The following is a 24038-nucleotide window of genomic DNA, read 5'->3' as shown; positions in this document are numbered from 1 at the left end:
ATGTCGTCCGCTTTGCGCGTCTCGATCATCATGGTGCTGCTGCTCGCGGCTACGGCACTCGGGATCATTGCCTATAACGCGAACCACAAGGACCCGGTTGCGGAGATGGTCGCCGAAAAGCCGGCGCCAGCGCCCGCGGCGGGGCCGGCGACCGTCGGCTACTTTGTTGCGACCCGTCCGCTGCCGAAAGGAACGCTGGCGCGCGACGAGGATTTCTCCGTGCGCCAGGCGGCGCCGAACCGTGTCCCGACAGGCGCGATCCTCGAAACGCCTGACAGCAAGGCCGGACTTCCCGGTTCTCTGGTTCGCAAGTTCGTTGACGCCGGCAGCGCCATCACCCTGGATGACATCCTGCGTCCGAAGGATCGGGGCTTCCTCGCCAGCGTTCTGGCGCCGGACAGCCGCGCGATCAGCATCAAGGTTGACGAGGAGACCGGCGTCTCGGGTCTGATCAGGCCGGGCGATAATGTCGATGTGGTGTTGACCCAGGTCTTCGAGAAGGCAGACCCGGTGAAGCGCGCCGTCAGCGAAACCGTTCTGTCCAATGTGCGCGTCATCGCGATCGATCAGGAGATCGCACAGGGTGGGCGCCCCGTCAGCAACACGGTCGTGGGCAAGACCGCGCAAACCGTATCGCTGGAGCTCAAGCCGGATCAGGTCAAGAAGGTCGCCGTCGCAAAGCAGCTTGGAACGCTGTCGCTCGTCGTCCGCGCTGCGGCCGAGCAGTGGGACAAGGCCGATACCGGTGCGACATCGAGCTGCGATGTCTCGCCCGAGCTGGCGCGCCAGAGTGCGGTTGCCGGCCAGAGCACCACGGTGGCGATCTATTCCGCCAGCGGCATGAAGCAATACTCGGTCAGGAAGCAGGATGCGGACGACGACTACCGTGCAGGCTGTGACGGGCCGTCCCCGCTCGAGGCTCAGACGACGGCCAGTGACACCGGCAAAGCGGCGGAGAAGCGGTGATGAGTGTGAACATGGCAGTGGTTGATCCCCCCGAAGAGACGACGGCGTCCCTTGTTGCGCGTAACCGCATCGTCTGCTTCGTGAACGACGAGCTGAGCGCTGCGGCCCTGCGCAAGGGTCTGGACGGCAGCAATCTGGTGATCCGGCGTGGCACCATCCGACATGCGACACGCATGCTCGAGACCGACACCGATCTGTACGCGCTGGTGACCGACATCAGCGGGCTGGATGATCCCTTCACCGAGTTGGAACGCCTCGCTAGCGTCTGTCCGCCCGACGTGAAGGTGGCCCTGATCGGCGATAACAGGGAGATCACCTTCTACCGCGAACTGATGGAGATCGGCCTTACCGAGTATCTTCCGACGCCGATCACCCGGGATATCGTGCTGGACCAGCTGCGTCCGAAGCTGGTCGGCGATGCCGCGCCTGTCCAGAACGACCGTGGCGGGCACGTGGTCTCGATCTGCGGTGCGCAGGGCGGCGCCGGCGCGACCAGCATCGCGATCAACCTCGCGATACAACTGGCAGAGACCACCAAGGCCAAGGTGGCGCTGCTCGACCTGCATCTGCAGAATGGCGAAACTGCGGTGATGCTGGGTGTCCGTCCGGGACCCGGCCTGCGCATTGCCCTTGAAAATCCGATGCGGGCCGACACGCTGTTTCTGGAGCGGGCGGCAATCGAGGTGAACGATCGGGTTTGCTTGATCGCCGGCGACGAAGATCTCGATGCCAAGCTCGACATCACCGAGGCGGGCGTGCGGCACGTGCTGGGCTTGCTGCGCCAGCGCTTCAACTACGTCGTGGTCGACGTGCCGGTGCCGTTCCCGGCATCGATCTATCCGGTGATTCAGATGTCGCGGCACGTGATGGTGCTGCTGGAAGCCGAGGTCACCGGCCTGCGCAACGCGCACGCGCTCCGCAACGCCGTCACCAACATCGCCGGCAAGGACCGCGTCTTCACGTTGCTCAACCGTGCCGGCCGGCCTGGCGGCCTGCCCAGGGCCACGATCGTCAAGGCGCTTGGCGCCGAGCCCGACATGGTGATCCCCGATCTCGGCAAGGGAATGACCCAGGCGGTCAACCTCGGCGTTCCCGCGCTCAAGCACGTATCCGGGTTGCGGCGTCACCTGGCTCCGATCGTACGGGAGATCACCGGCGTCGGCGCCAACAAGAAGGCCGGGTGGAAGAGGTGGCTTGGGCTATGAAAAAGTTCGGCAGGCGCGCAGACGAAATGCCGGTGCGGATGCCCGGTGCGGTGCTTGTCCCGCCGCCGGCGTCGCCAAGCGTGCAGCCGGTCCCGCCACCCTTGCCGGCGGCGGAACCCAGTGTGGCGCCGGTGGCGACCAGCCTGTTTGCGTCCGCGCCGAAGCACGACGGGCCTTCGCAGCACCCGGTGATGCCGGCATCGCTGCGCGAGCGGGTCATCGAGCAGATCGAGCCGTCGGTGGCCACGACCGTGTCCCGCGACGTCCTGCGCCGGCAGATCGAGGAAATCATCCACGGCATCGCCAACCAGGAGCGGCTGGAGCTGTCGGGCCGCGAGCAGCTCTTCCTGGCGGAGGAAATCGCCGACGACATGACCGGCTACGGGCCGCTTCGTCCGCTGCTGCTCGACGAGACGATCAACGACATCATGATCAACGGGCCGAGCAACGTCTATGTCGAGCGGGCGGGCAAGCTGGAGCGGGTGGCGGTCCGGTTTCGCGACAATGACCACATCGCCTCCGTGGCGCAGAAGATCGCCTCGCAGGTCGGCCGCCGTGTCGACGAGTCAAGTCCGATGGTGGACTGTCGTCTGCCTGACGGCAGCCGCGTCAACATCATCCTGCCGCCGCTGGCCATCCATAGCCCGTGCATCTCGATCCGAAAGTTTCCGAGCCGGCGTTACAACATCGCCGCGATGATCGAGAACGGAACGATGAACGCGGCGCTTGGCCAGCTGCTGGAGATCGCCTCGCGCTGCCGGCTCAACGTTCTGGTCTCCGGCGGCACCGGCTCGGGCAAGACGACCCTGCTGAACGCCTTGAGCCAGTTCATCGACCACAGCGAGCGCATCGTCACGATCGAGGACGCGGCCGAGCTCCAGCTGCAGCAGCCGCATGTGATCAGCCTGGAGACCCGGCCTCCGAGCCTCGAAGGCACCGGACAGGTCAATCAGCGCGATCTGTTGTGGAACGCGCTGCGTATGCGGCCGGACCGCATCGTCGTGGGCGAAGTGCGCGGCGCCGAGGCATTCGACATGCTGCAGGCGATGAACACCGGCCATGACGGCTCGATCTCGACGGTGCACGCCAACAGCACGCGCGATGCCCTGACCCGCGTGGAAAACATGGTGCAGATGGGGCAGGTCAATCTGCCGTCGCGCGCCATTCGCTCCCAGATCGTCGCCGCGCTGGACCTCATCGTGCAAGTCGAGCGCATGCGGGACGGCCAGCGCCGCATCGTCCAGGTCAGCGAGGTGATCGGCCTCGAAGGCGAAGTGATCACCACCAACGACATTGCGCTGTTCGAGTACAAGGACGAGGACATCCACGGGCGCATATCGGGCACCTACAGGTCCACCAACGCAGTCCCAAAATTCAAGAGCCGCCTCGTCTATTACGGGCTTGATAAGGCCTGGGCCGAGGCGATGAGGCAGATCTGATGTCGATCCCCCTGGTCATCGTTCTGGTGCTTCTGCTGTGTGCGACGCTCAACACGCTGTGGCTCGACTCGCGGCAGCGGCGATTGGACCGGCAGCTCGAGATTGCTCTGCCGACGGCTCAGGCGGCAACGCTGGTATCCATTCGTCGCGCGGCGAAGGCTTCGCGTTGGAATTTGATCAATCGCGTGGCCAACTACCGCGCCGAGATGGTATACGCCGTGCGCCCGGTCTATGTGCTGCTTGCCGCGGCATTCGCGGCGGCCGGGGTCCTTTATGCCAACGAGTTCTTGAAATTCTCCGGCCCGAAGGCGGGTATCGCGGCTGCGATCGTCGCCTTGCTGGTCGTGCGCGGTCTGTTCGGATGGCAGCAGCGGCGGGTCGCAAATCAACTGTTCCAGCAGCTTCCCGACGCGATCCAGCTGGTGACGAGCACCGTCCGGTCGGGCTTGCCTGTCAACGAAGCGTTCCGCACCATCGCGCGCGAGATGCCGCAACCGACATCCGGGCAATTCGCCATCGTCTGTAGCGAATTGAACCTGGGCAGGTCGCCTGAGGAGGCCGTGGAAGACGTCTATCGGCGGACGCAAGTGCCGGAATATGCGATGTTCGCAGTGACCCTTGCGGTGCAATTGAAGACCGGGGGCAGTCTGGCAGAAACGCTGCAGACGCTGGGCGAGACGGTCAGTCAGCGGGTTGCGCTGGCGGCCCGTGCGAAGGCGCTGGCGGGAGAGGTGATTTTCTCCTCGCGCGCCCTCACGGCTGCTCCCGCGCTGATCGGCGGGCTGCTCTACTGGATCAATCCGCGGACGGTCGACCTGCTGTTTTCCGATCCGCAAGGAAACATGCTGCTTGCGTACGCGGTGTGTTCGGTCGTGATGGGGCACTTCGTCATCCGCTGGATGGTGAGAAGGGAAACGTCGCTATGACGGCCGGTGTCGGTCTCGCAGCTCTCGCCGTCGCAGTCGCGGCTGCGACCTTTCTGTTGATCATCCGCGAGGTCCATCTCCGCGCCCTGGACACGCGTGTGTCGAACGCGGTGCTGGGCATCCCCGGCCGATCGGGCTCGAAGGACCTGATCGGCTGGCTTTCATCGGTCGGCGAGCGCTACAGGCGCTTCTACGCACAGGAAAATCTCTCCGAGTTGCGATTGGTCCTGCAATCCGCGGGCTTCAATCACTACCGCGTGTTGCCGATCTGGATCGGCTTCAAGATGGTGAGCTCGTTCCTGCTTCCGATCGCGGCCTTCGTCATCTCGGAGATTCTGGGAAGGCCGTTCAGCGACGTGATGATCTTCACGTTCATGGGCCTGGCGATCGGAATCATGGCCCCACGCTTGATTCTCATGGTCATGAAGCGGCGCTTCGATTCGGCGATTCGAGCGGGCACGCCCGATATGATCGACCTGCTCGTCGTCTGCAGCGAAGCGGGCATGGGCCTGGAGAGCGCGCTGGAACGCGTGGCGGACGAAATGCGCGAGACCAATTCTGCTATCGCGCAGGTGTTGCATGGCCTTCTTGACGATCTCCGGGTCCTGCCGAGCCGCACAGAGGCATTCGAGAAGCTTGCTGTCACGTCGGAGGGGCTCCGTCGTTTCGGCACCATGGTCAGCCAAAGCCTGCAATACGGCACGCCGCTGAGCCAGGCCCTGCGCAGCATCGCGACCGACTTGCGCCGAGAGCGCATCACCAAGCTGGAGGAGAGGGCGCACAAGCTGGGCGCCAAGCTCACCGTTCCGATGGTGCTGTTCCTGCTGCCGGCGATGTTCGTCATCCTGGGCGGAAGCCCGTTCCTCCACCTGATCCGCACGTTCACCAACCTCGGTCACTAGGCCAAGAGCGCAAGTACCATGAGTGCAAGTACAATGACATTGCCGGCAAGCCTGGCCTACGATCGGATTACGCGGGTCCTGGGCAGCGCGTGGTTTCTCCTTCTGGGACTGGTCGTCACGCTCAAGCTCGGGGCGATGGGCGGCGAGCCCTGGCCATCGATCGTGTCGAGCCTCTGCGTGGCGGTGTTCTACCTGCTGCTGGCACTGCTGATCCTCACCCGGGGGCCTGCCAAGGCGCAGGCGGAAGGCCTGCTGCCGCGGATCGCGGCATTCGTCGGCACCTACTGGCCCTGGACGATCACCTTCTTCGAGAAGACCGAAGGGACGCTGGCCAACCTGGCATCGACGGTTTGCGTGCTGACCGGCATGATCATGATCCTCGTCACGGTCCGGCACCTGGGGCGGTCGTTCAGCCTGGTACCGCAGGCGCGTTCGGTGGTGCAGACCGGTCCGTACAAATGGATCAAGCATCCTCTCTATCTGTCGGAAGAGATCGTGTTCCTCGGGGTCGTGCTGCAGCATCTGAGCTGGATGACGGTCGCCTTGCTGATCCTGCACATCGGCATCCAGGTCAGCCGGATCCACTACGAAGAGGACGTGCTTCGGCGCACGCTTCCTGAATATTCCAGCTACGAGGCATCGCGCTGGAGATTGATTCCCTACGTCTGGTGAGCGGCCATGTCTTGCAGGGAAAGTGACAGGAGCCTCAAGCGTTTGCTGATCGCGGATCAGCGCGGCGCCGTCGCGTTGGAAACGCCGATCGTCTACATTTTCGTGCTCCTGATCGTTCTTCTGCCGCTCGCGGATCTCGCGGCCGCGGGCTTCCAGTACATATCGGCATTTGCGGCTTTGCGCGGGTTCGGGCAAGCCATTCTGTATTCTCCGCCGCCCGACGTCACCAATGCGACCGCCTGGCAGAATACCGCGACCGCCAAGGCCGATAGCCGATTTCCGATCACCAACTTTCAGCTCATTTGCGGCGACAGCAATGCTGCCTGCGCGTCGGGAAATTCCGATCCGACCTTGGCGAAATGGTACGTGTACTCAACGTCGATCACGCTGGCGCCGTTGGTGCTGAGGTCGGTGCTGTGCACGAGCACCAATACCAATCCGTGTACGTACACGCTGACTTACTCCGAGCGGTTTCAATAGGGTGTTTCATGCGTAACATGCTCCATTGCCGTCGAGGCTCGGCCGCGTTCGCAACCGTAGTCGCGTTGGTGCCGTTGATCGGGACGATGGCGCTCGGTGGAGAGGCCGCAATGTGGTACGTCACCCAGCAGCGCGCCCAGGGGACGGCTGATGCGGCCGCCTATTCGGCCGCCTTGCGGCTGGCATGCGACGCTTCTGGTCAGGCTGGCACAAGCTGCAATAACACGCAGACATACGACTATCGCGGCAAGGAGGTTGCAGCTCAGAACGCGTTCTGCAATGCTTCGGGCGACCCGACCTATCCCGGCTCCAAATGCGTCACCCTGCCAAGCGGGATGTCACAGAGCGTCACGATCGCCCAGCTCACGGCCTGGAATGGCACCAACTGCGCAGGCGGTGCCAACTGCTTCGTGCAAGCCACGATTACCCAGACGCAGCCGGCATATCTGGCCAGGATGCTCGGTATGTCGACGATCAATCTGGGCGCGACCGCGGTAGCTCAGGTTGACGGTGCATTGTCGCAGCCCCCATGCGTGTTGGCCTTGACGGGCTCGGTCACCTTTCAGGGAGCTGCTACCGTATCGTCGCCGACCTGCGGCATTTCGTCGAACAGCAGCGCGGCCAACGCGATCGGCTTCATCGGCAATGCAGGCATCCAGGTGAATGCGCCGAGCTACACGGTCGGCGGCTGCTCCCAGACCGGCGGAAGCCAATGCACGGGCGTGAAAACCTATCAACAGCCGATCCCCGATCCGTTGAGCGCGGTGAACACGGCGCTGGCCGCGTTGAAGACAACGGCTTTTGCGAACAGGAATTCCAGCACGACGCCCAAACCGTATGAGACGTGCTCCTGCTATAACAGCAGTAACAATGTGACGTTGAGTTCCCCGCCCGCATTGAGTGGGACGTATTATTTTTCGGGAAACGTCAGAATCAACGGCACCCCGACCATAACTGGTCAGGCGACTTTGATACTTTTTGCAGGAGCAACGCTTACCATCACCGGAAACCCGACGATACAGCTTACGGGAATGGGCGCGCCTTCGGGGCCTCTTGCGGCAACGGTGCTGGCCAAGATGGCCAAGATCGTCATCTATGATGGTGAGACGACGCCCGGCAATCAGTCCGTGAACATCAGCGGCAGCGCGACAAGCTACTTCAACGGCATCGTCTATGCACCCAACGCTAACCTCACTTATGCCGGCAACAGCAGCAATGTTGCCCCGGCAACGGGTTGCTACGAGGTCATCGCCGCCGCGGTGAAATTTCAAGGCAACACGACGCTGGACAACTCCAAGTGTCCTAGCTCCACGACTAACCCTGGCTCGGGAGCAGAGCCCAATGTTCAGACCGTGCGTTTGGTGCAGTGATGAAACGGCTTGACCAGCGCGGTGTGGCGGCCCTGGAATTCTGCCTCATCGCCGTGCCCTTGTTCACCCTGTTCTTCGCCGTCGTCGATTTCGGACGATATGCGATTACGATGCAGTCGTTGCGCGCCCTTGCTGATGCCGGCGCGCGGGCGAACATCATCCAGTGCTACACTCCCGCTGTCATCGCGGGCACAACACCGTCCGCTTGTACCACTGACTATCTATCGGCCACACAGAAGCAAGCGGTTGCCCCCTTCCTGTTCAATTCCAGCTTGGGTCTCTCGCCGACGGTGACCACCACCGCTGGCACCTCTGCGCTTACCGTGACGGCATCTTCGCCCAACTTCCAGATGATGATGTCGGTCTGGGGCACCTCGTTCAATGCCCCGAGCGCGTCCACCCAGATTCCATTCTGAGAAGCCCGATTCGGGGCTGGCTGGAATCGGATCGTTCGGGCAGGCGTCCGCCTGGACGCCCGCGCCATTGGGCGCGCCGCAAATAACCCAACCGGACTACGGAAGTGGTGCACCCTGGCAACATCGGGCAGTTTTCTCAGGGATTGGCGCGGCCCGGCCGGGCTCTTTCCTTGCAATCAGGGCGCGCGGCGGGGGATTATCCAGAGCCGCCATTAGCGGCCTGGCGGGTGGGGATCACGGAGCGAACCGCGTCTTGGTTCAGCTCGACACGCCAGGGAATGGGAATTTCGCAAGTAACTATTTGTAGTCGGACAGACTGTAAGCTCTACGGCGTGGTGCACGAACTGGAGTGATCGGGACGTCGAGGCCGTAGGTTTACGGGGGATCGTCGCGGAGACGCGGCGAAGGGGATTGGCATGATGGGAAGTCGCGTTTCGGTTGATGCGGGACTTGGGCTGGTCGCCTTGAGCGCGATGGCGTTCGGCGCTGCGGTTGCCCTGTTTCATTTCACCGATCCTGCTGCCGCCGCGGAGCGGCAGACTCAATCATCCGGCGGTGTCTTCGTCAGCGAGGTGAGCGACGTCCAGCGCGTCCGGGTGACCGTCAACAAGTCTCGCACCTTCAGGCTCGACACGGCATTTTCGACGATCGTGGCCGGTTCGCCTGACATCGCCGACGTCAAGTCGCTGAGCGACCATTTGGTCTATGTGCAGGGCAAGAAGACCGGCACGACCAACGTCATCCTGTTCGACAGCTCGATGAAGCAGATCGGCATCCTCGATGTCGAGGTGACGCTCGACATCAGCAATCTGCAGCAGAACATTCAGTCCGGCACGGGAACGCGCGGCATTCGCGTGTCCGCGTCCGAAGGTCAGGTGGTGCTGAGTGGAATAGCCGCCGACGCGGTCGCCGCGGAGAAGGCGCTGGCGATTGCCAAGGGCAGCGTTCCCGAGGGCGGCATCGTCGTCAACGCGATGAGCGTCGCTGCGCCGCAGCAGGTGATGCTCGAGGTGCGCTTCCTCGAGGTCAACCGCCAGGCGGGGCGCGACCTCGGTGTGAACCTGATGGCGGCCAACGCCAACGGAACCAACATCGGTCTCTCGGGGCAGGGTGGCGTTGTCGCCGCCGGCCGAAATCCCATTGGGGGTATCAACACCAACAATGGAGCCTTCGGTGCCGGGGGCGGTCAAGTCGGCGCCGCTCCCACAGGCAGCCTTCCAGTGCTGAGCACGATCGGAACACTGGTCGGCTCCGCCGGCGGCGTGTCTCCGGCCCCGTTCGGAAGCCTGCTGACCAGCATTCTTCGGACCAGCAACGGCAGTTCGGTCGACCTTCTGATCACGGCGCTGGAAACCAAGGGACTGGCGCGCCGGCTGGCAGAGCCTAACCTGACCACGCTTTCCGGCGATGCCGCGCGCTTCCTGGCGGGCGGCGAATTTCCGGTGCCGATCCCGAGCCAGTCGACATCCGGCTTTCCGACCGTGTCGATCGAATACAAGAAGTTCGGCGTCGAGCTGGCCTTCGTCCCGACCGTGCTCTCGCGCGGCTTGATCAACCTCCGCGTCGAGCCCTCGGTCAGCGAGCTCGACTTCGCCAATTCGATCACGATCCAGGGCACCAGCGTGCCGTCGTTGACCCGCCGCGACGCGCGCACCACGGTCGAATTGCGTGACGGCCAGAGCTTCGCCATCGCCGGCCTGCTGCAGACCCGCAACCAGCAGGACGTGTCGCAATTGCCCTGGATCGGCTCGGTGCCCGTGCTCGGAGCCTTGTTCAGCAGCAAGTCCTACCAGCAGCAGGAAACCGACTTGGTCATCATCGTGACGCCGCGCCTGGTCGCGCCGGCGGTGCCCGGCCAGCAACTGGCATCGCCGCTTGACTCCCGCCTGCCGGCCAACGACGTCGATTTCTTCCTCAATGGCCAGATGGAAGTCCGCAAGCGCTACGACGACTACGTCAATTCCGGCGGCGACGTGAAGGGGCCCTATGGCCACATCATCGCGCCCAGTGCGGTCGTCCGCGCTCCGCCACCGGCTGCCGCTGTAGAGCAGCCGGTCGTGAAAACCCTGAACTAGAGGAGGCGGGAGATGACCATGCGATATCTGGCTTTGCTCGCCCCCTTGCTGCTCGGCGGCTGCTACGGCATCTACGGGCATGACGAGATGGATCGCTACGTGCAGCGCTCCGACACCATCACGATGAGCGCCGGTAACGCCAAAGAGGTCAACGCCGCCACCCACACGATCCATCCATGGCCGGCCTATGTCGGCGATCGCCGGATCGCGTATGACGGGCGGCGCGCGACCGAGACTATAAAGCGCTACGGCACCACGTCGCGGCCGGTCGATCAGCTGCCCGATATGGGCGATCCGACCAAGGCGATGGGCCAGCCGCCGCCGGTCACCACAATTCAGAATGTCAACACGACCGGATTGGGAGCGGGGACCGGAGGTTCGGTGGCCGTCGGGGTTGGGGGCAAGTAGCCGTGAGCTGACGGGTCTCAACCGCCTGGCGTTTGCCGTGGGGATATCGATTGCTCGATCAATCCTTACGACGTGGGCCAGATGCCGGGGCGGAGACTCGAAAGGGAAGTGCGACGTTGGTTTCTGGCGCTGGCCTCAGTGTTTCGGTCGCGCGGTCTGTTTCTCGTAGGTAGTTTCGCGATGATGTTTCGAATGGGGCAAGAGGTGCGCTGGACTTGGGGAGCGGGACGAGGGTTGCATCGTCTTGCGCCGGCGTTGATCTGCTGCTGCTTGGCGACCGGCCTTGCCGGCTGTGACTACACGACGCGGGAAGCTGCGATCGTCGCGCCCGTGGATCCGCCGGGCGGTGATCCCGTGCAGGAGCCGACCGACGTCAAATACTATCCCTCCGACGAGCCGGTGCGGATGGGCCTCGAGCACTACAACCGCGGCAATTACGGTATAGCGCAGCGCTATTTCAAGGATGCGGTCGAGAAATCGCCAAAGGACGTCACCGCCTGGGTCGGGCTCGCCGCGAGCTATGACAAGATCCGCCGCTTCGATCTTGCCGATCAGGCCTATGCGCAGGCGATCCGGCTTGGCGGCGAAACCGTGCAGATCCTGAACGACCAGGGATATTCCCTCATGCTGCGCGGCAATCTGGGCGGCGCGCGGCGCAAGTTCGAGAAGGCGTATTCGCTCGATCCGGGCAACCCGATCATCGCCAACAACCTCGAGCTGCTCAACGGCAGCCGGAAGTTCATCGAGCGGCCGCCGAACAATCAGCCGTAGGTCTGATCGACCCCGAGGCGGCAAATGACGCCGTAGCGCTGGGCTAAAGCGCGATGAACCTAGATCGAATCGCTTTGGCCGCGCGCTCGCTTCACCTCTCCCCACCGGGGAGAGGTCGGATTGGGCCTGGCGATGCGAAGCATCGTCCAGGCAATCCGGGTGAGGGCTCTTGCTCCCTCGATAGACCGCAGCCCCTCACCGGATTTGCTGCGCAAATCGACCTCTCCCAAGGGAGAGGTGAACTTTCGACGCCGATGCAGCTGAACCTAATCTCATGATACGCTAGTTCGGCATCAGCACGGCATCGATCCGGCGGCTGTTTCGCGTGCTGATGATGATGGTGCCATTGCGGGTCGCAAATCGCGCGCCGATGAGCCGCGGAACTTTCTGCATCAGCGCCGACGGCAGCGGAATCATTCCGCCGGTGATGGGATCGCCGACATTGACGGCCGGTGCTCCCGCGCCGGCCGAAGGGGCAGCCTTGATGTATTCCCTGACCAGCTGAATCTCTTCGCGCGAGAGGTTGAGCGCAGCTTGTTCGCTGGCATCCGCAGTCTTCCTCTCCGCTTCGGCCTTGTCCCGCGCTTCGTCCTGCTCCGCGGCTTCGCGTTTCGCAGCTTCCTGTTCGAGCCTTGCAAGACGTTCCCTGAGCGGGACCAACTCCCGACGCAGCGCGGCATTGTCCGACTTCAGCGAGGAGATCTGGCCGAGTGCGATCGCTACGGCAACGCATGCAACGACCGAAATCAGGCTGAGGCATGCAACGGCCAGCCCCGTCATTCCGCCGCGGCCTTCGGCGCGTCGATCCGGTCCGTCGTCCGCGGATCGCCGTTTCCGCGCGCGGCCGAGCTTGGGCATTCTGGCGCCGAGCCACCCGGCAAGTTGCGACAGCCGGGAATCGTTTCGATCCGCCCGATGAATCGAGCCAAATGCCGGCTCGGGGACAATCGGAGCGCGTGCGGGCAGGGCGGGTGCTGCAGTTAGGCGGCTTGTGTTCGAGGCCGCGCGATCGGCAAGCTCTTCCATCAGGCGCGGCAATTGGCGGGCAACATCGTCGGGCTGCTCGATCACGGCATCGCCGGTCGCATCGCGCGTATCGGCCGCAGCAATCTCCAATCGCTCCGCCTGCGGTTCGGCGAGCTCCTGCTCGGCGGCTTCCTGCTCGGCGAGTTCCTGTTCGGCGCGGGACGCTTCGAGCGAGCGCCACAGCGCGAGGCCGGAGTCCGTGATCTGCAGCCCGGTCTCATTGATCGATGCCCATCCGGATTGGAACACGTCGGCGTCGCCAAGCTCGGACGATCGCTTCAACTTCGTGGCTGCATCGCCCGCGGCGATCATGCGTTTGACTTCGCGGCTGACCTCTTCGAGCGGGATCCGTTGCTCGGGTCTTGCGGCCAGCACGCTCAGGATCGCCAGATTGAATCTCATGTGGCGCCCCTCGATGTCCCATCAAGCGGTCGTGCAGCCGTTGCTCTGCCGCGCGGGCGACGTGCGAACCTCAGCGGAGGTCGAAGCAGATCAAACATGCCGTCGTGGACGCCCGTCAGTCGGAGAGCCAGGCGACTGTAGCGGTTGCCCCGCGGGCAAACAATCCGCCTTCAGGCGCACGACGGATGGATAAGTCCGCGTGCGGACGAGATTGCCGGGATCAAGTCCACCGCCGCAGCTCAGAGAAATTCCCGAAGCCTGGAGAGCTCGATCACGTGCTCAGGCGACAGCACATCGGGGACGAGGGGAGGCTGCGACTTGGTCCGGATCTCGTAGAGATGCCGGGTCTTCTCGGGCTTGCCCATGAAGTCCCGAATGCATTGGTCGAGCGTTCCGTTGACGATCATATACGGCGCGCGATCCTCTCGCCTGGAATTGCCGAGAGAAGGCCATTTGTATAGGTAGGCCGCAGCCTGGAAGTCCACCTGATGAGAGTGGTCGGTCATTCAGGATGTCTACCCGAAAAAGCCCGTCCGTCAAAGCTGCCGGCCCGCGCGCATCAGCGCAGCGGGGGTGCGAGAGCGGTGCGTCGTCGCGCGCGTCTTTGGCCAAGTGTGCGATCGTGGATATCTCGCTTCGATATCGCGCGAGCCAAGATGAGCGTCGACGCGCAGCGCACGCCAACGCTCGCGGGACGAAGACGGGCATCGCTCGCGGCGCGTGCGCCTGCGACAATTCCGGGTCGACCGGGTTTGAATATGTTCTTGATTTGTTCTTTTGACCGTCGTAGCGTCCAGGGACGGGCGGTCTTGCTCAGGTCAAGGATGAACGGGCCGAGATGGCAGCCGCAGCCACCATCCTTCACGCGGACCTGGATGCGTTTTACGCGTCGGTCGAGCAACTGCTCGAGCCGTCGCTGCAAGGCAAGCCAGTCGCCGTCGGGGGCGGCGTTGTGCTTGCAGCGTCCTATGAGGCCAAGGCGTTCGGGGTGCACGGTGGCATGTCGGGACGGGAAGCTCGCCGGCTTTGCCCGCAGCTCATCTTCGTCGGCGGCCATTTCAGCGATTACCAACGGCTGGGTGACGCGGCCATCAAGGTGATCGGCGACTTCACGCCGCTGGTCGAGCGCATCTCGATCGACGAGGCGTTTGCCGACGTTGCCGGCTGTACTCATCTGTTCGGGGCGCCCGCCGAAATTGCCGCGGCGATCCGACGACGCGTGCGCACCGAGCTCGGCCTTGCGATCTCGGTCGGCGTCGCCCGCACCAAGCACCTCGCGAAGATCGCCTCGCAGGTTGCCAAGCCCGATGGACTTGTCGTCGTCGATCCCGACACCGAACTCGGCTTCCTTCATGAATTGCCGGTTGAATTGATGTGGGGCGTGGGACCGGTCACCCGGACACGACTGGATGCGATCGGCGTCTCGACGATCGGTCAACTCGCCAAATTGTCGGAGCGGTCGTTGACGCGGTTGCTGGGTCCCGCGGCGGGCGAGAAGCTCGCGGCGCTGTCCTGGAATCGCGATCCGCGACAACTCAAGCCGCATCGGCGCGCGCGCTCGGCGGGAGCACAATCGGCGCTCGGCCGAAAGCCCGCGATCGAGCAAGTCATTCGGCCGACGCTGCTTCATCTCGCCGATCGCGTCGCCACGCGCCTGCGGGCGAAGTCCCGGCCCGGGCGAACCGTGACGGTGCGCGTTCGTTTCGCCGACCTGAAATCGGTGACGCGCTCGATGACGCTCGATGCGCCGATCTGCACGACGACGATCCTCGCCCGGCTCGCCGAGAATCTGGTGCGCGCCGCGCTTATCGATCACCCCAGCGAGAAGTTCATTTCGCTGCTGGCGATTTCGGTGTCGCACCTCGAGGAGCATTGGGATCTCGCGCTCGAGCTTCCGCTTGGACTGGCCGATGAAGCGCTGCGCGCCGGGAGCCCGGCAGGGCTGGCGCGCTGGGCGGCGGACCGTGCCATCGACAAGGTCCGCGATCGGTTTGGCTGGGATGCGATCGGATACGGTTCGGCGGCGCTTGAGGTCGTTCGCTCGGTGCCCGACGATTTCCGCAAGCTGGCCGAGAAAGATCTCTAGCTCTGCGCCGGTTCACCGGTCTGTCATCGCATTAAGAAAAGGCAATTTGGAATCGCGGGCTTGTGAGTAGTGGCCTGGCGCGCTCGGTCTATCCTGCGCGCGCGGAGGATAGCCATGAAGTTCAGCGCCGAACTGATCCAGACGATGCGCGATGCGCTAGAGACGGTGATGGCAAGCGTCCCGGCCGATCAATCCGTGTTCGGTCTCAAGGCGGCCGTTGCCGAATGCATCTTGCGGGCGGCCGCCCACGGCCAGACGTCGTTCGACGGGCTCGTAACGTCAGCATCCGATCAGTTGCAATCGATCATCTCGATGCTGACCTAAGAGATCGGATCGCTCGCGGTCCTGTTTGCCTGCCGCACGAATTGCGGCAGGCGATCGCTGTCAGCGGAGCCTTGACGCAGCGCTTGCTGGCGCCTCGTTACCGCGCAGCCGCGCTGAACGCCTATGATGAACCGATGCCGTCCCTGGCGATCCTGGTCAGAGCTTCGTATCCGGATGGCGTCAGGTGCAGGAGATCGCTCTTGTAGTTCGCGCACGGCGTGGTCCGTCCGCATGCGATGTTCGAGGCGTCGATCGTCCTGATTCCGAGTTCCCGGCTTCTTCGGCTGAGTTCGGAATTGACCGATCCAATGTTCTCGGCCGCCCCCTTCATTTGCTCGCCTCGCGGAAGAATCTGGATCGAGTAGATCTTGCCGTTCGGCCAAAGCGCCCGGATCTCTTCGAACAGCTTTTGATAGGATTCCATCACGCCGCACGGCTTGTCGAGGTAGATGTTGTTGGTCCCGACCAGCACGATGACGGACCTCGGCTTGATCTTACGCAACCGCTCGCGCTCGTGCTCGATGAACCAGAGCGTGTTCTGAATCCTGTCGCGTCCGACACCGAGGTTGGCCACCGGCCCGGCACCGAGCGAGGCTGACAACTCCTTCGGCCACGCCTCGACAAGCGAGTCGCCGAGCATGACCGTCGAAACGTCGCTGGTTAAGCCCGACACATTTCGCTCATATTTGCGTAGAGCATCGGCATTGTCCGGCATAGCCGGTGTCACGGCGAATTGCGCATCGGTCTTGTCGCATGCAGCGCGCGCACTCTGCGCTCGTCCCACCGACGGTAGACAGAGTGTCGCGACCATTGCTAACGTCGCCGCGGCATAGACGATTGATGTCGTTGACGCGGTGTGGCGGAGCGTTCCATCAGGCGTTGTCGATGTCATTGCGCGGTTCCATCTGAAGGCAGTCAATCCGATGTCGCTGAGCATTTCGATCCTGGGACAGTCAAACAGCATCTTGAAGGCAGGCTTTTTCCAGAAGTTTCTGGATGCCGATGACACGATTGAAGTGAAATCAGCAGGAAGGATCGGGGCATCTCCGTCCTTGCTCGGCCCTTACTTTGCCCAGGGCGATTTCTTCAAGGGCTCGGAGTTCTGCATTGTCGACACGTGCGTCATCGATTTTTCGCTCCTTTCGGCCAATGCGATCGATTACTACGATGTTGTGAAGTGGGTTGAGTGGATTGGGCATTCTGCCAAACGCGCCAATTGCGAGCCGGTTTTCGTTTGCATACCGGTAAGCGACATCAACGCATCGAGGACGATCATCTCCGCCTGCATTTCAGTCTGCCAGAAGCAGGACTGGTACTACCTTGACGTCAGGGACGTCATCGCCGCCGTCGTCAAATCCAGGAACGTGGACGCGAAGGAACTATATGCAGACGGCAGTCATCCGGCCGAGTTCCTGTCAGGGGTGATAGCCACGCACCTTGGCAATTTCTTGACTAAGATACGAAGCGCGGCGAGCGCAAAGTGCAAACGCACATTTGCATTCACGGCCTACGAACGCGTCCCGCTCAGGGATCAAATACCGAGTACTCCGCTCGAATATTCATCGAGGCTGATAACGTTCTCGGGTGTCAGGCTGGAACGCGGAGAGACGTATCCGATCCACATCGGCTCGGATTCATCGGTCCGCGGCCTGTTGGTGAATTCAGCTGCCTGCAAGAGCGTGCTGTCGATCGAGGGAGACCGAACCTTCTACAAGAACTTGCGTCTCAAGCCCTATCACCCGACCAATTTTGAGGCGAGGCTGATTCCGATTTGCAGGCCAATTCGCGATCATCAGGGAATGGTCAGGCTGTCCCTGACGAACCAGGATGTTCCCCTGAGCGATGTCACGCTGCATAGCTCGAAGGAAGAGAATGGCGAAGGCTTCGTCGAAGTTGCCGATCTCGTCGTCGAGCGAGGATACGACCTCGTGACCTACACCACCACGCGGCCCGCCGATCCGGCTTCCATCAGATGGATGCCTGATTGAAGGGGGGCGCGACGGAGGGGCCGTAGGGGCCTCGCGTAGCCCGTTATACGGGCTGGGTCCTGCGCATGAGACGTTCTTGCGGCTCGACCGGATCCCGGATTCCGACCCGCTACGCAGCCCCGTCGATTATATCCTCCGCATCGCGCTCAATGTCGCGAAAGATTGCTGGCGGGCGCAACGTCGCCGCGCCGGCACGTCCGATATTGCCGAGCTATTGGATATCAGCGACGAAACCGCCGATACCGTCCGAATTGTCGAAGCCCGTTCTGAAATCGCCGCCTTCAAACGCGCGCTTGCCGAGTTGCCGCTGCGGTCTCGCGAGGTCCTGCATCATATCTCGCTCGAGGGACGAACAACGCAGCAGGTTGCAGCCAGCTCGATGTCAGCGCACGAACGGTTGAGAGCGACCTGAAGCGAGCACTGCGCCACTGCGCCGATCGCCTCGACTACGCGCTGCCGCAACGCCTCGGCGGACCGCGCCCGCGCGCGTGAGCAATCCTGCGTGTGTTCGCTTCGACACCCCAAATGCGACTGGACGGCAACCCGCCCGATCGTGCCGTTGCCGAAGCCGATATGGCGAGCGGAACCTGAACCCGAGATCCGGTCCGAATAACAGCCCGCACAGGGTTTTCCGCCTTTCCCTCAAAAGGGGTGCCCACAATGGGATAGTTGTGCGTCCTCCTGCCAGGGGTCACGATAGTCAGGTGTTTGCTTGTCGTAGTGCCGCATTTGGCGCCACGGTCGCGTACGGCGATGTGGCCGCCAGCATTGAACGCGAAAGCCGCGTGCATGGTTGTCGAACAAAAGTCTGAGCCCGCAAAGTCTGCGCCCGCTCGGTCCACGCCACCCCGCTCTCGACGGGGAAGAACAAGTGCCCTCCTTGTTGTCGCCAGCCTCGCCGTGCTGGTCGTGGCCGCGGGTAGGAACTGGGGAGCCGTCGAGATATTCTCGCGCGCGACGGCGCAGAAGGCGTTTGCTGCGCTCGGCACCCGGTCCGACAAGCCGTCTCCGGCCGCAGCGCAAGTGGCCGCGGTGACGGCGCAGGATTCGCCAAGCGGGCCGCCGACGGCGACGGTTGCGCCAAGCGCCTCTCCTGTTCTTACGATCGCCGAACGCTCCAAGATCGCCACCCCGGTGCGCGATACGCCGGCCGCAGATTTGTGCGGGGTCGGCGACAAATTGACAATCGCCTTCTACGAACGCGTCGACGTCGAGGAGGACAAGTGGGGACGCTCGTCGAACTCGGCCTTGCGCGGTCTCGTGCAGCGTCCGGAGCTGAGCGTCCCGTACACCGTGCAGGAGGACGGCACGATTTCGGTGCCGTTGCTTGGCACCATTCAGGTTGCCGGCCGGTCAACCCAACAGGTTCGTACCGATCTGGCGGAGAGCTTCGATCGTCTGCTCGGCCGCAAGGGAGTGGTCAACATTCTATCGATCGAGCGCTCACCCATCTACGTGCTGGGGCCCGTCAAGACTCCCGGCTCGTACAAGTTCGTGTCCGGCATGACCGTGCTGCACGCAATGGCGCTGGCCGGTGGGCTCGATCGCGGCACCTCCGAGCCATGGCAGAAGATCGAGGCGGTGCGGGAAGTCCTGAAGCGGAGCGGGACGGCGGATGCCATGCTGAAGCTGCTGGCGCGCGCAGCCGTGCTGAAGGCCGAGCGCGACGGCGTCGAGCCCAAGATTCCGCTTCGATTGATCGAACTGGTGGGAGCGAATGAGGCCTCCAACCTTGTCCACGAACAGGGCGAGCGGCGCAAGGCGATCGCCACCGCCCGCGCGAACCGTGAGCGCGCGCTTCAGACTGCGCTGGAGGCGGCCAAGCAGGATGTTGTTGTGTATGGCCGCATGGAGGCGCTCGACGACCTCGTCAAGCTGCGCCAGGACCGCGCCAACAGCATGCGCGCGCTCGCGGAACGCAATGTGATCAGCGCGACGGTGCTGAATCAGGTTCAGAGCGAGCTCACCGACGCCGAGCAGCGTAAGCGAGAAGCCCTCAATCAGTACGCGACGGCGAAGCAGCGCCTTGCCACGCTCGAGGCCGAAGGATTCCGTATCCAGTCCGACGTCAGGAGCGACCTCGAGCTCGAGATCGAGACCATCGAGCGCCAGATCAGCGACAATGAGCGCGAGTACAATATCAGCGAGGGGGTTCTCAGCACATTACCCGCGACCCGCGCGCAATTCACCAAAGAAGCAGAACGGATCACTTACCAGGTGGTGCGGCAAACGCCGACCGGACCGGTCGCTATCGAATCCAGCGGGATGACCGTGCTGCAGCCCGGCGATCTCCTGAACGTCATCTTGAGTGACGGCGATGCGAAGAGCCAGGCAAATGCGACCGAGGTGAACTCGAGCCAGGTCAATTCGAACCAGGTCAATTCGAACCACGCCAATTCGCCGGCCCCGACGACATCACCGGCCGATCGATCGTCGGTTGGGCGGGCCACCAACCGGCAGGAGATTGGCCGGGCGGTTGCGGATCAGGCGTCCGGTCCAAAGTGATGCCCGGCGGCACGGCGTGCCGCTTGGAATGCCCGCCGGATATCCCGGAGAGCTACCCCAATTGAGGCGCAACCCGCCGCCATGGGTAGCCAGGGATAACGCCTTCACATCCCGCACCTGGAAGATGAAAATTTCGCCGTGGGAACCATCCCGGCCGCTCTTCGGGATCGCCGCCATAGCCGCTGGAGTTTCAGGATCGACATATGGCAGCAGGTCACGTTGTCTCGGTCATCGAACCGGAACCCGATCGCGCGGCTTCGGTCGAGCAAGCCAGGCGCCATGATGCGCCCATCGACGTCCGCATCGAGCCCTTGCAGGACATTGCGAAACTCGAAACCTGCTGGAGGGAGCTCGAAGCGCGCGCGACGCGCTCATTCTATCTGTCCTGGCTCTGGATCGGCACTTGGCTGAACCATCTCCCGCGCGGTGCGCATCCGCACGTCCTGATCGCGCAGACATCGGGGCGGACCGTCGGATTGGCGATCGTCTGCCGGCGGACGGTATGGAGCCTCGGAGCGCATGGCCGGGCGCGCTGGCTGCTCAGCGAAACCGGAGACGCGCGCTTCGACCGATTGTTCATCGAGTATAACGGCATCCTTGCCGAGCGGGGTCTGGCGGCTCCCGTCATGGCGGCATGTCTCGACGCCCTGGCGCACAGCTTGAGCGCTTCCGACGAGCTTGTCCTGTCCGGAATTGATCCGGATCTCGAGGCCACAGCTATACGCGTGGCGGATAGGAGCGGGCTCTTGACCGATGTGCGGGAGGCCGACGTTGCGCGGTGGGTCGACTTCACCAAGATCGATGCCAAGATCGGGAGTTACCGGGCCTCGTTGGGCCGCAGCACCCGGCAAGCGATCAATCGTGCCATGAGGCTGTACGCCGAACGCGGCGCCGTCGAGTTTCGTGTCATGGAGACGACATCGGAGGCGCTTGCCGCGTTCGACGTGCTGGCCGGCTTTCATCAATCGCGCTGGGGATCCAAGGGATCCTTTGTCAATCCGGGCTTCCGTCCGTTTCATGAGGATCTGATTGCACGCGGAATTCCCAGCGGCGCCGTCCGCATGTCTCGGACGCTGGTCGCAGGACAGACGATCGGCGTGTTGTACAATTTCGTGCACGAGGGCCATGTCCTGAATTATCAGAGCGGCTTCCTCTATGAGCCGGACGGCCGGCTGAAGCCCGGCCTGGTTAGCCATGTGCTGTCGATCGAGGACAGCATGTCGCGCGGGGAGCGCGGCTACGATTTCCTGGCGGGCTTTGCCCGGCACAAGTCCCAGCTTGCCAATGCCGAGCACGCGATGATGTGGATCGTGCTGGGCGCCGATACCCTGGAGCGCCGCATCGAGGAGCGGCTTCGGCGCGCGAGGCAGGTCCTGGGCCGATTTCTGCGAAGGCAAGCGAGCGGCCCGACAGCGCTGGTCTCGACCGCAAATGACGATGGCTGCCCGGCCGAGGCCGTTCAACGGCCGTGAACGGCCTCGCCAGAGCCCTGGAGCAGGGGATCGGCGCCGGCAACCAGCTTCGTAGCGGACATCAACCAGAGCGCCGCGCAGGCGCCCTCGATGCTGACGGCGAGCGTCCAACCCAGGACCAGGTCCTGAAGTCCACCGAGATGCGCTCCAAGGGCGGCAAAGCAGAGCTCCAATAGCCCGCCGAGCGCAAACCAGGGAGCTGCGTTGCGCATCCTGTCCGTCAGCCGCGCGAGCGCGCAGGCATGGAATTTCAGGGTTGATCCAAGCAGGCTGAATCCGAGCAGGCGCAGGTCCGAGCCGGCGATCCCGGGATAGGCCGGATTGAAGACTGCCAGGATCTGCCGCGAATAGGTGAAGATGAAGACGCCGCACACCAGCGAGAACAGCAGGGATACCGAGAGCGACACGAGGATGTTGTGCCTCGACTGCTTCGGGCTTGCCCTGACGACGGGAAACAGCACCATCGCCATGGCCGATGGAATCAAGGATGCGACGGAGACCAGCATCCATACCGCCACGAACGCGGCATTGGTGGTCGGCGACAGCAGCACCAGCACGAGATAGGGCATGACAAGGGCCGGCGCCAGCAATGCGACGTCGAGTGCATAATGCCCGAAGACGCGGCGACGATGCGCGTGGAGCAGTTTGAAGTCGGGGGTACCGACGAGGCGGCGCGCGCCTCCTTTGGTCAAGAGATCGACCCCGATCCATGACACCAGCAATCCGGCCACCCAGGTCCAGAGAAGCGCAGTAGCAGAGGTGAAGCCGAGGGCGGTCACACCAGCAAGCAGCATCAGTTTGAAGATTGAGAACAGCACCAGGCGGATCATCTTGCTGCTGCTGCGGAGAATGCCGACGAATGCCTGATCGCCCAGGACGGTGAGATTGGTCAGGCCGCAGCCGACGATGAAGGCCAATCCTGCGAACCAATCATCGAGCGACCCGGCCGGCCCCATCAGGAACGTCTGCCCGACGACAAACAGCAAGGCCAGACCTACCGACAGCGCCGCGCCAAGCGAAGCTGCTGCCGCGACGAGCCCGGGCTCCTTGCCGGGATGCCGAACCAGTTCACCCGTGAGCAGGGTCGCGAGCCCACACTCGCCGAACAGGGTGACGAGGCTCATCATGGACAACAGACCGGAAGCAACTCCCATCACATTAGGCGCAAGCAGCCGGGCTGCGAGCCACCAATAGGCAAAGCCAAGGGCAGCCGTCGCCACCGTTCCGGTCGCCAGCGCGCCGGAATTCATGATCAGAGCGGCGCTCTTTTGCAGCGCCTGGCGCAGTCGTGTGATGGCCATCCGGACGAAGTCTATCGGCATGATGGCTCTCCCGAATCCCGGTATGCGGTCATTGCGACATCAGCGGGCGCCGCGTGCAGGACATCCCGGTAGACCTGTTCGATCTGCGACACCACGGTTCCGGCCTTCAGGCGTCCCACCCGGGCCAGGCTTGCCGTCCCGAGGCGCGCCAGCAAGGCGCGATCATCCAGCAGCGCCTGCATCGCGTCGGCCAGCGCCGGCGCGTCGCCGGGCGGTACGAGAAATCCTGTCTCGCCGTGATCGACCAGATCCGGCATGCCGCCGATATCGGTTGCGACGATGGCCTTGCCGCACGCCATCGCTTCCATGATGACGGTGGCACACGCCTCCGGGCCGGTCGACGGCAGCACACCGAACAGGGATCGCCGCCAGGCATGCATGATGGCGGAGTGCGGCCATGCGCTGAAGGTGCGAACGTTCTGCGGGAATTCGGCCGGCGTATCGGCGAGGCGGCGTCCGATCAAGACGAGCGGCGGCGGCCGGTCCAGAGCGGCATAGGCCTTCAGAAGGACATCGATGCCCTTGAGACGCATCATGTCGCCGACGAACAGGATGAAGCCGTCCTCAGGCAGCCCGCGCAGGCAGGCATCCTCCGGACCGGGCACCTCGACATCGTCGGGCACGAAGTTGGGGATCACCTCATATGGCGCAGTGCCGTGGGTGAGCCCGGTGTGATCTGCCACGGCGTGGCTCACGGCGATGAAGCGGTCCACGATGCGCCGGGCCGCGAAGCTCGATGCCCAGTTGCCGACGGTGGTCGCGGTCGCCTTCGCGGCGCCATAGTGCCGGGCCGCGCACGGCAGGCACTTCGCCGGCGCCGGTCCGCTGCACAGCCGGGCTCCGAGATGCATGAGATTCTTCTTGGCGCACACCAGGCCATAATCATGCAGCGTGACCACGAAGCGGGCCCCGGTCAGCGCCCTGAGCGGCAGCAAGGAGGCATAGATCCAGTTGTGGGCGTGGACGACATCCGGTTTCTCGCGATCGATCAGCCGCTTCAGGCCGAGCGCCAGTTCGGGATCCGGGAAGGGCGGTGCGTGCCGCCGCTCGGGATCGGCGTGGAGTCCCGTCAGGCGCTGCAGCGTGCCGCGCAATCGATGGACCCGGACCGCGCCGTCCAGTTCGGTCTCCGGTGATCCGGGCCGCATCAATGTCCCGACGCTTACGTCATGGCCGCGCTGCGCCAGCGCGGCGCCGAGATTGCGGACATGGCGTTCCTCACCCCCGATTACGGGGGGATAGAACTGAGACAGCAGCAAGATGCGCATCGCCGAGCCTCCGTC

23 protein-coding genes are annotated in these 24038 nt (G+C 63.5%); 18 read left to right on the top strand and 5 right to left on the bottom strand.

Annotation, left to right across the window (positions count from 1 at the left end; genetic code table 11):
* The 12 genes from cpaB (at position 1) to QDT69_RS00230 (ending at position 11630) form a co-directional block, all read left to right on the top strand.
* Positions 1 to 966, top strand: a complete 966-nt coding sequence (gene cpaB, locus QDT69_RS00285) for a Flp pilus assembly protein CpaB (protein WP_279704680.1) — start codon at positions 1 to 3, stop codon at positions 964 to 966.
* On the top strand, positions 966 to 2171 hold the full coding sequence (locus tag QDT69_RS00280) for a pilus assembly protein CpaE (RefSeq protein WP_279705165.1): 1206 nt from the start codon (positions 966 to 968) through the stop codon (positions 2169 to 2171). Before cpaB ends, QDT69_RS00280 begins: the two co-directional genes overlap by 1 nt.
* Positions 2168 to 3610, top strand: a complete 1443-nt coding sequence (locus tag QDT69_RS00275) for a CpaF family protein (protein WP_279704679.1) — start codon at positions 2168 to 2170, stop codon at positions 3608 to 3610. Before QDT69_RS00280 ends, QDT69_RS00275 begins: the two co-directional genes overlap by 4 nt.
* Positions 3610 to 4536, top strand: coding sequence for a type II secretion system F family protein (locus QDT69_RS00270; protein ID WP_279704678.1), 927 nt, complete (start codon positions 3610 to 3612; stop codon positions 4534 to 4536). Before QDT69_RS00275 ends, QDT69_RS00270 begins: the two co-directional genes overlap by 1 nt.
* Positions 4533 to 5438 carry a type II secretion system F family protein gene (locus QDT69_RS00265; protein ID WP_279704677.1) on the top strand — a complete coding sequence of 302 codons (906 nt, stop codon included), beginning with the start codon at positions 4533 to 4535 and terminating at the stop codon, positions 5436 to 5438. The genes QDT69_RS00270 and QDT69_RS00265 overlap by 4 nt, the downstream gene beginning before the upstream one ends.
* Positions 5439 to 5456: 18 nt before the next feature.
* On the top strand, positions 5457 to 6110 hold the full coding sequence (locus QDT69_RS00260; RefSeq protein ID WP_279704676.1) for a methyltransferase: 654 nt from the start codon (positions 5457 to 5459) through the stop codon (positions 6108 to 6110).
* Between the two features lie 42 nt (positions 6111 to 6152).
* Positions 6153 to 6590, top strand: coding sequence for a hypothetical protein (locus QDT69_RS00255; RefSeq protein ID WP_279704675.1), 438 nt, complete (start codon positions 6153 to 6155; stop codon positions 6588 to 6590).
* An 8-nt stretch (positions 6591 to 6598) separates the two neighbouring features.
* A complete protein-coding gene (locus QDT69_RS00250) occupies positions 6599 to 7960 on the top strand; it encodes a pilus assembly protein TadG-related protein (protein ID WP_347952013.1) in 1362 nt (453 codons plus the stop codon).
* Entirely contained in the window at positions 7960 to 8376 is a 417-nt protein-coding gene (locus QDT69_RS00245; RefSeq protein ID WP_279704674.1) for a TadE/TadG family type IV pilus assembly protein, read from the top strand. The genes QDT69_RS00250 and QDT69_RS00245 overlap by 1 nt, the downstream gene beginning before the upstream one ends.
* A 416-nt stretch (positions 8377 to 8792) precedes the next feature.
* Positions 8793 to 10451, top strand: a complete 1659-nt coding sequence (locus QDT69_RS00240; protein WP_279704673.1) for a type II and III secretion system protein family protein — start codon at positions 8793 to 8795, stop codon at positions 10449 to 10451.
* Between the two features lie 12 nt (positions 10452 to 10463).
* Positions 10464 to 10859 carry a hypothetical protein gene (locus QDT69_RS00235; RefSeq protein ID WP_279704672.1) on the top strand — a complete coding sequence of 132 codons (396 nt, stop codon included), beginning with the start codon at positions 10464 to 10466 and terminating at the stop codon, positions 10857 to 10859.
* A 234-nt stretch (positions 10860 to 11093) separates the two neighbouring features.
* A complete protein-coding gene (locus QDT69_RS00230) occupies positions 11094 to 11630 on the top strand; it encodes a tetratricopeptide repeat protein (RefSeq protein WP_279704671.1) in 537 nt (178 codons plus the stop codon).
* A gap of 282 nt (positions 11631 to 11912) precedes the next feature.
* Here the strand turns inward: QDT69_RS00230 and QDT69_RS00225 are convergent, their stop codons facing one another.
* Both QDT69_RS00225 and QDT69_RS00220 read right to left on the bottom strand, forming a co-directional pair.
* Complete coding sequence (locus tag QDT69_RS00225) at positions 11913 to 13058, bottom strand: hypothetical protein (protein ID WP_279704670.1); 1146 nt, start codon at positions 13056 to 13058, stop codon at positions 11913 to 11915.
* A gap of 239 nt (positions 13059 to 13297) precedes the next feature.
* The gene (locus QDT69_RS00220) at positions 13298 to 13564 is read right to left on the bottom strand and encodes a hypothetical protein (RefSeq protein ID WP_074126508.1); all 267 of its coding nucleotides are present in this window, start codon (positions 13562 to 13564) and stop codon (positions 13298 to 13300) included.
* A 332-nt stretch (positions 13565 to 13896) separates the two neighbouring features.
* Between QDT69_RS00220 and dinB the strand changes: the two genes are divergently transcribed.
* Positions 13897 to 15144, top strand: a complete 1248-nt coding sequence (dinB, locus tag QDT69_RS00215; protein ID WP_279704669.1) for a DNA polymerase IV — start codon at positions 13897 to 13899, stop codon at positions 15142 to 15144.
* Between the two features lie 114 nt (positions 15145 to 15258).
* Complete coding sequence (locus QDT69_RS00210) at positions 15259 to 15468, top strand: hypothetical protein (protein WP_050424668.1); 210 nt, start codon at positions 15259 to 15261, stop codon at positions 15466 to 15468.
* Between the two features lie 121 nt (positions 15469 to 15589).
* On the opposite strand, the gene QDT69_RS00205 is transcribed toward QDT69_RS00210, so the two are convergent.
* The gene (locus tag QDT69_RS00205) at positions 15590 to 16360 is read right to left on the bottom strand and encodes a GDSL-type esterase/lipase family protein (protein ID WP_279704667.1); all 771 of its coding nucleotides are present in this window, start codon (positions 16358 to 16360) and stop codon (positions 15590 to 15592) included.
* A gap of 31 nt (positions 16361 to 16391) precedes the next feature.
* On the opposite strand from QDT69_RS00205, the gene QDT69_RS00200 reads away from it, so the two are divergent.
* The 4 genes from QDT69_RS00200 (at position 16392) to QDT69_RS00185 (ending at position 21433) form a co-directional block, all read left to right on the top strand.
* Positions 16392 to 17456: a hypothetical protein gene (locus QDT69_RS00200; protein ID WP_279704666.1), complete on the top strand. Its 1065-nt coding sequence runs from the start codon at positions 16392 to 16394 to the stop codon at positions 17454 to 17456.
* A 76-nt stretch (positions 17457 to 17532) separates the two neighbouring features.
* Positions 17533 to 17868: a hypothetical protein gene (locus QDT69_RS00195; protein WP_279704664.1), complete on the top strand. Its 336-nt coding sequence runs from the start codon at positions 17533 to 17535 to the stop codon at positions 17866 to 17868.
* 257 nt (positions 17869 to 18125) lie between these two features.
* A complete protein-coding gene (locus QDT69_RS00190; protein ID WP_279704662.1) occupies positions 18126 to 19961 on the top strand; it encodes a polysaccharide biosynthesis/export family protein in 1836 nt (611 codons plus the stop codon).
* A 203-nt stretch (positions 19962 to 20164) separates the two neighbouring features.
* Entirely contained in the window at positions 20165 to 21433 is a 1269-nt protein-coding gene (locus QDT69_RS00185) for a GNAT family N-acetyltransferase (protein WP_279704661.1), read from the top strand.
* Here the strand turns inward: QDT69_RS00185 and QDT69_RS00180 are convergent.
* Both QDT69_RS00180 and QDT69_RS00175 read right to left on the bottom strand, forming a co-directional pair.
* Positions 21421 to 22755 carry a hypothetical protein gene (locus QDT69_RS00180; RefSeq protein ID WP_279704660.1) on the bottom strand — a complete coding sequence of 445 codons (1335 nt, stop codon included), beginning with the start codon at positions 22753 to 22755 and terminating at the stop codon, positions 21421 to 21423. The two genes, QDT69_RS00185 and QDT69_RS00180, sit on opposite strands and share 13 nt — an antisense overlap.
* Complete coding sequence (locus QDT69_RS00175) at positions 22746 to 24023, bottom strand: glycosyltransferase family 4 protein (protein WP_279704659.1); 1278 nt, start codon at positions 24021 to 24023, stop codon at positions 22746 to 22748. The genes QDT69_RS00180 and QDT69_RS00175 overlap by 10 nt, the downstream gene beginning before the upstream one ends.
* Positions 24024 to 24038 lie beyond the last annotated feature (15 nt).

Origin of the sequence: Bradyrhizobium sp. CER78, assembly GCF_029846235.1 — a bacterium.
GTDB lineage: Bacteria > Pseudomonadota > Alphaproteobacteria > Rhizobiales > Xanthobacteraceae > Bradyrhizobium.
Note: the sequence above shows the minus strand (reverse complement) of the source record. Positions and strands in the feature narration are given on the sequence as shown.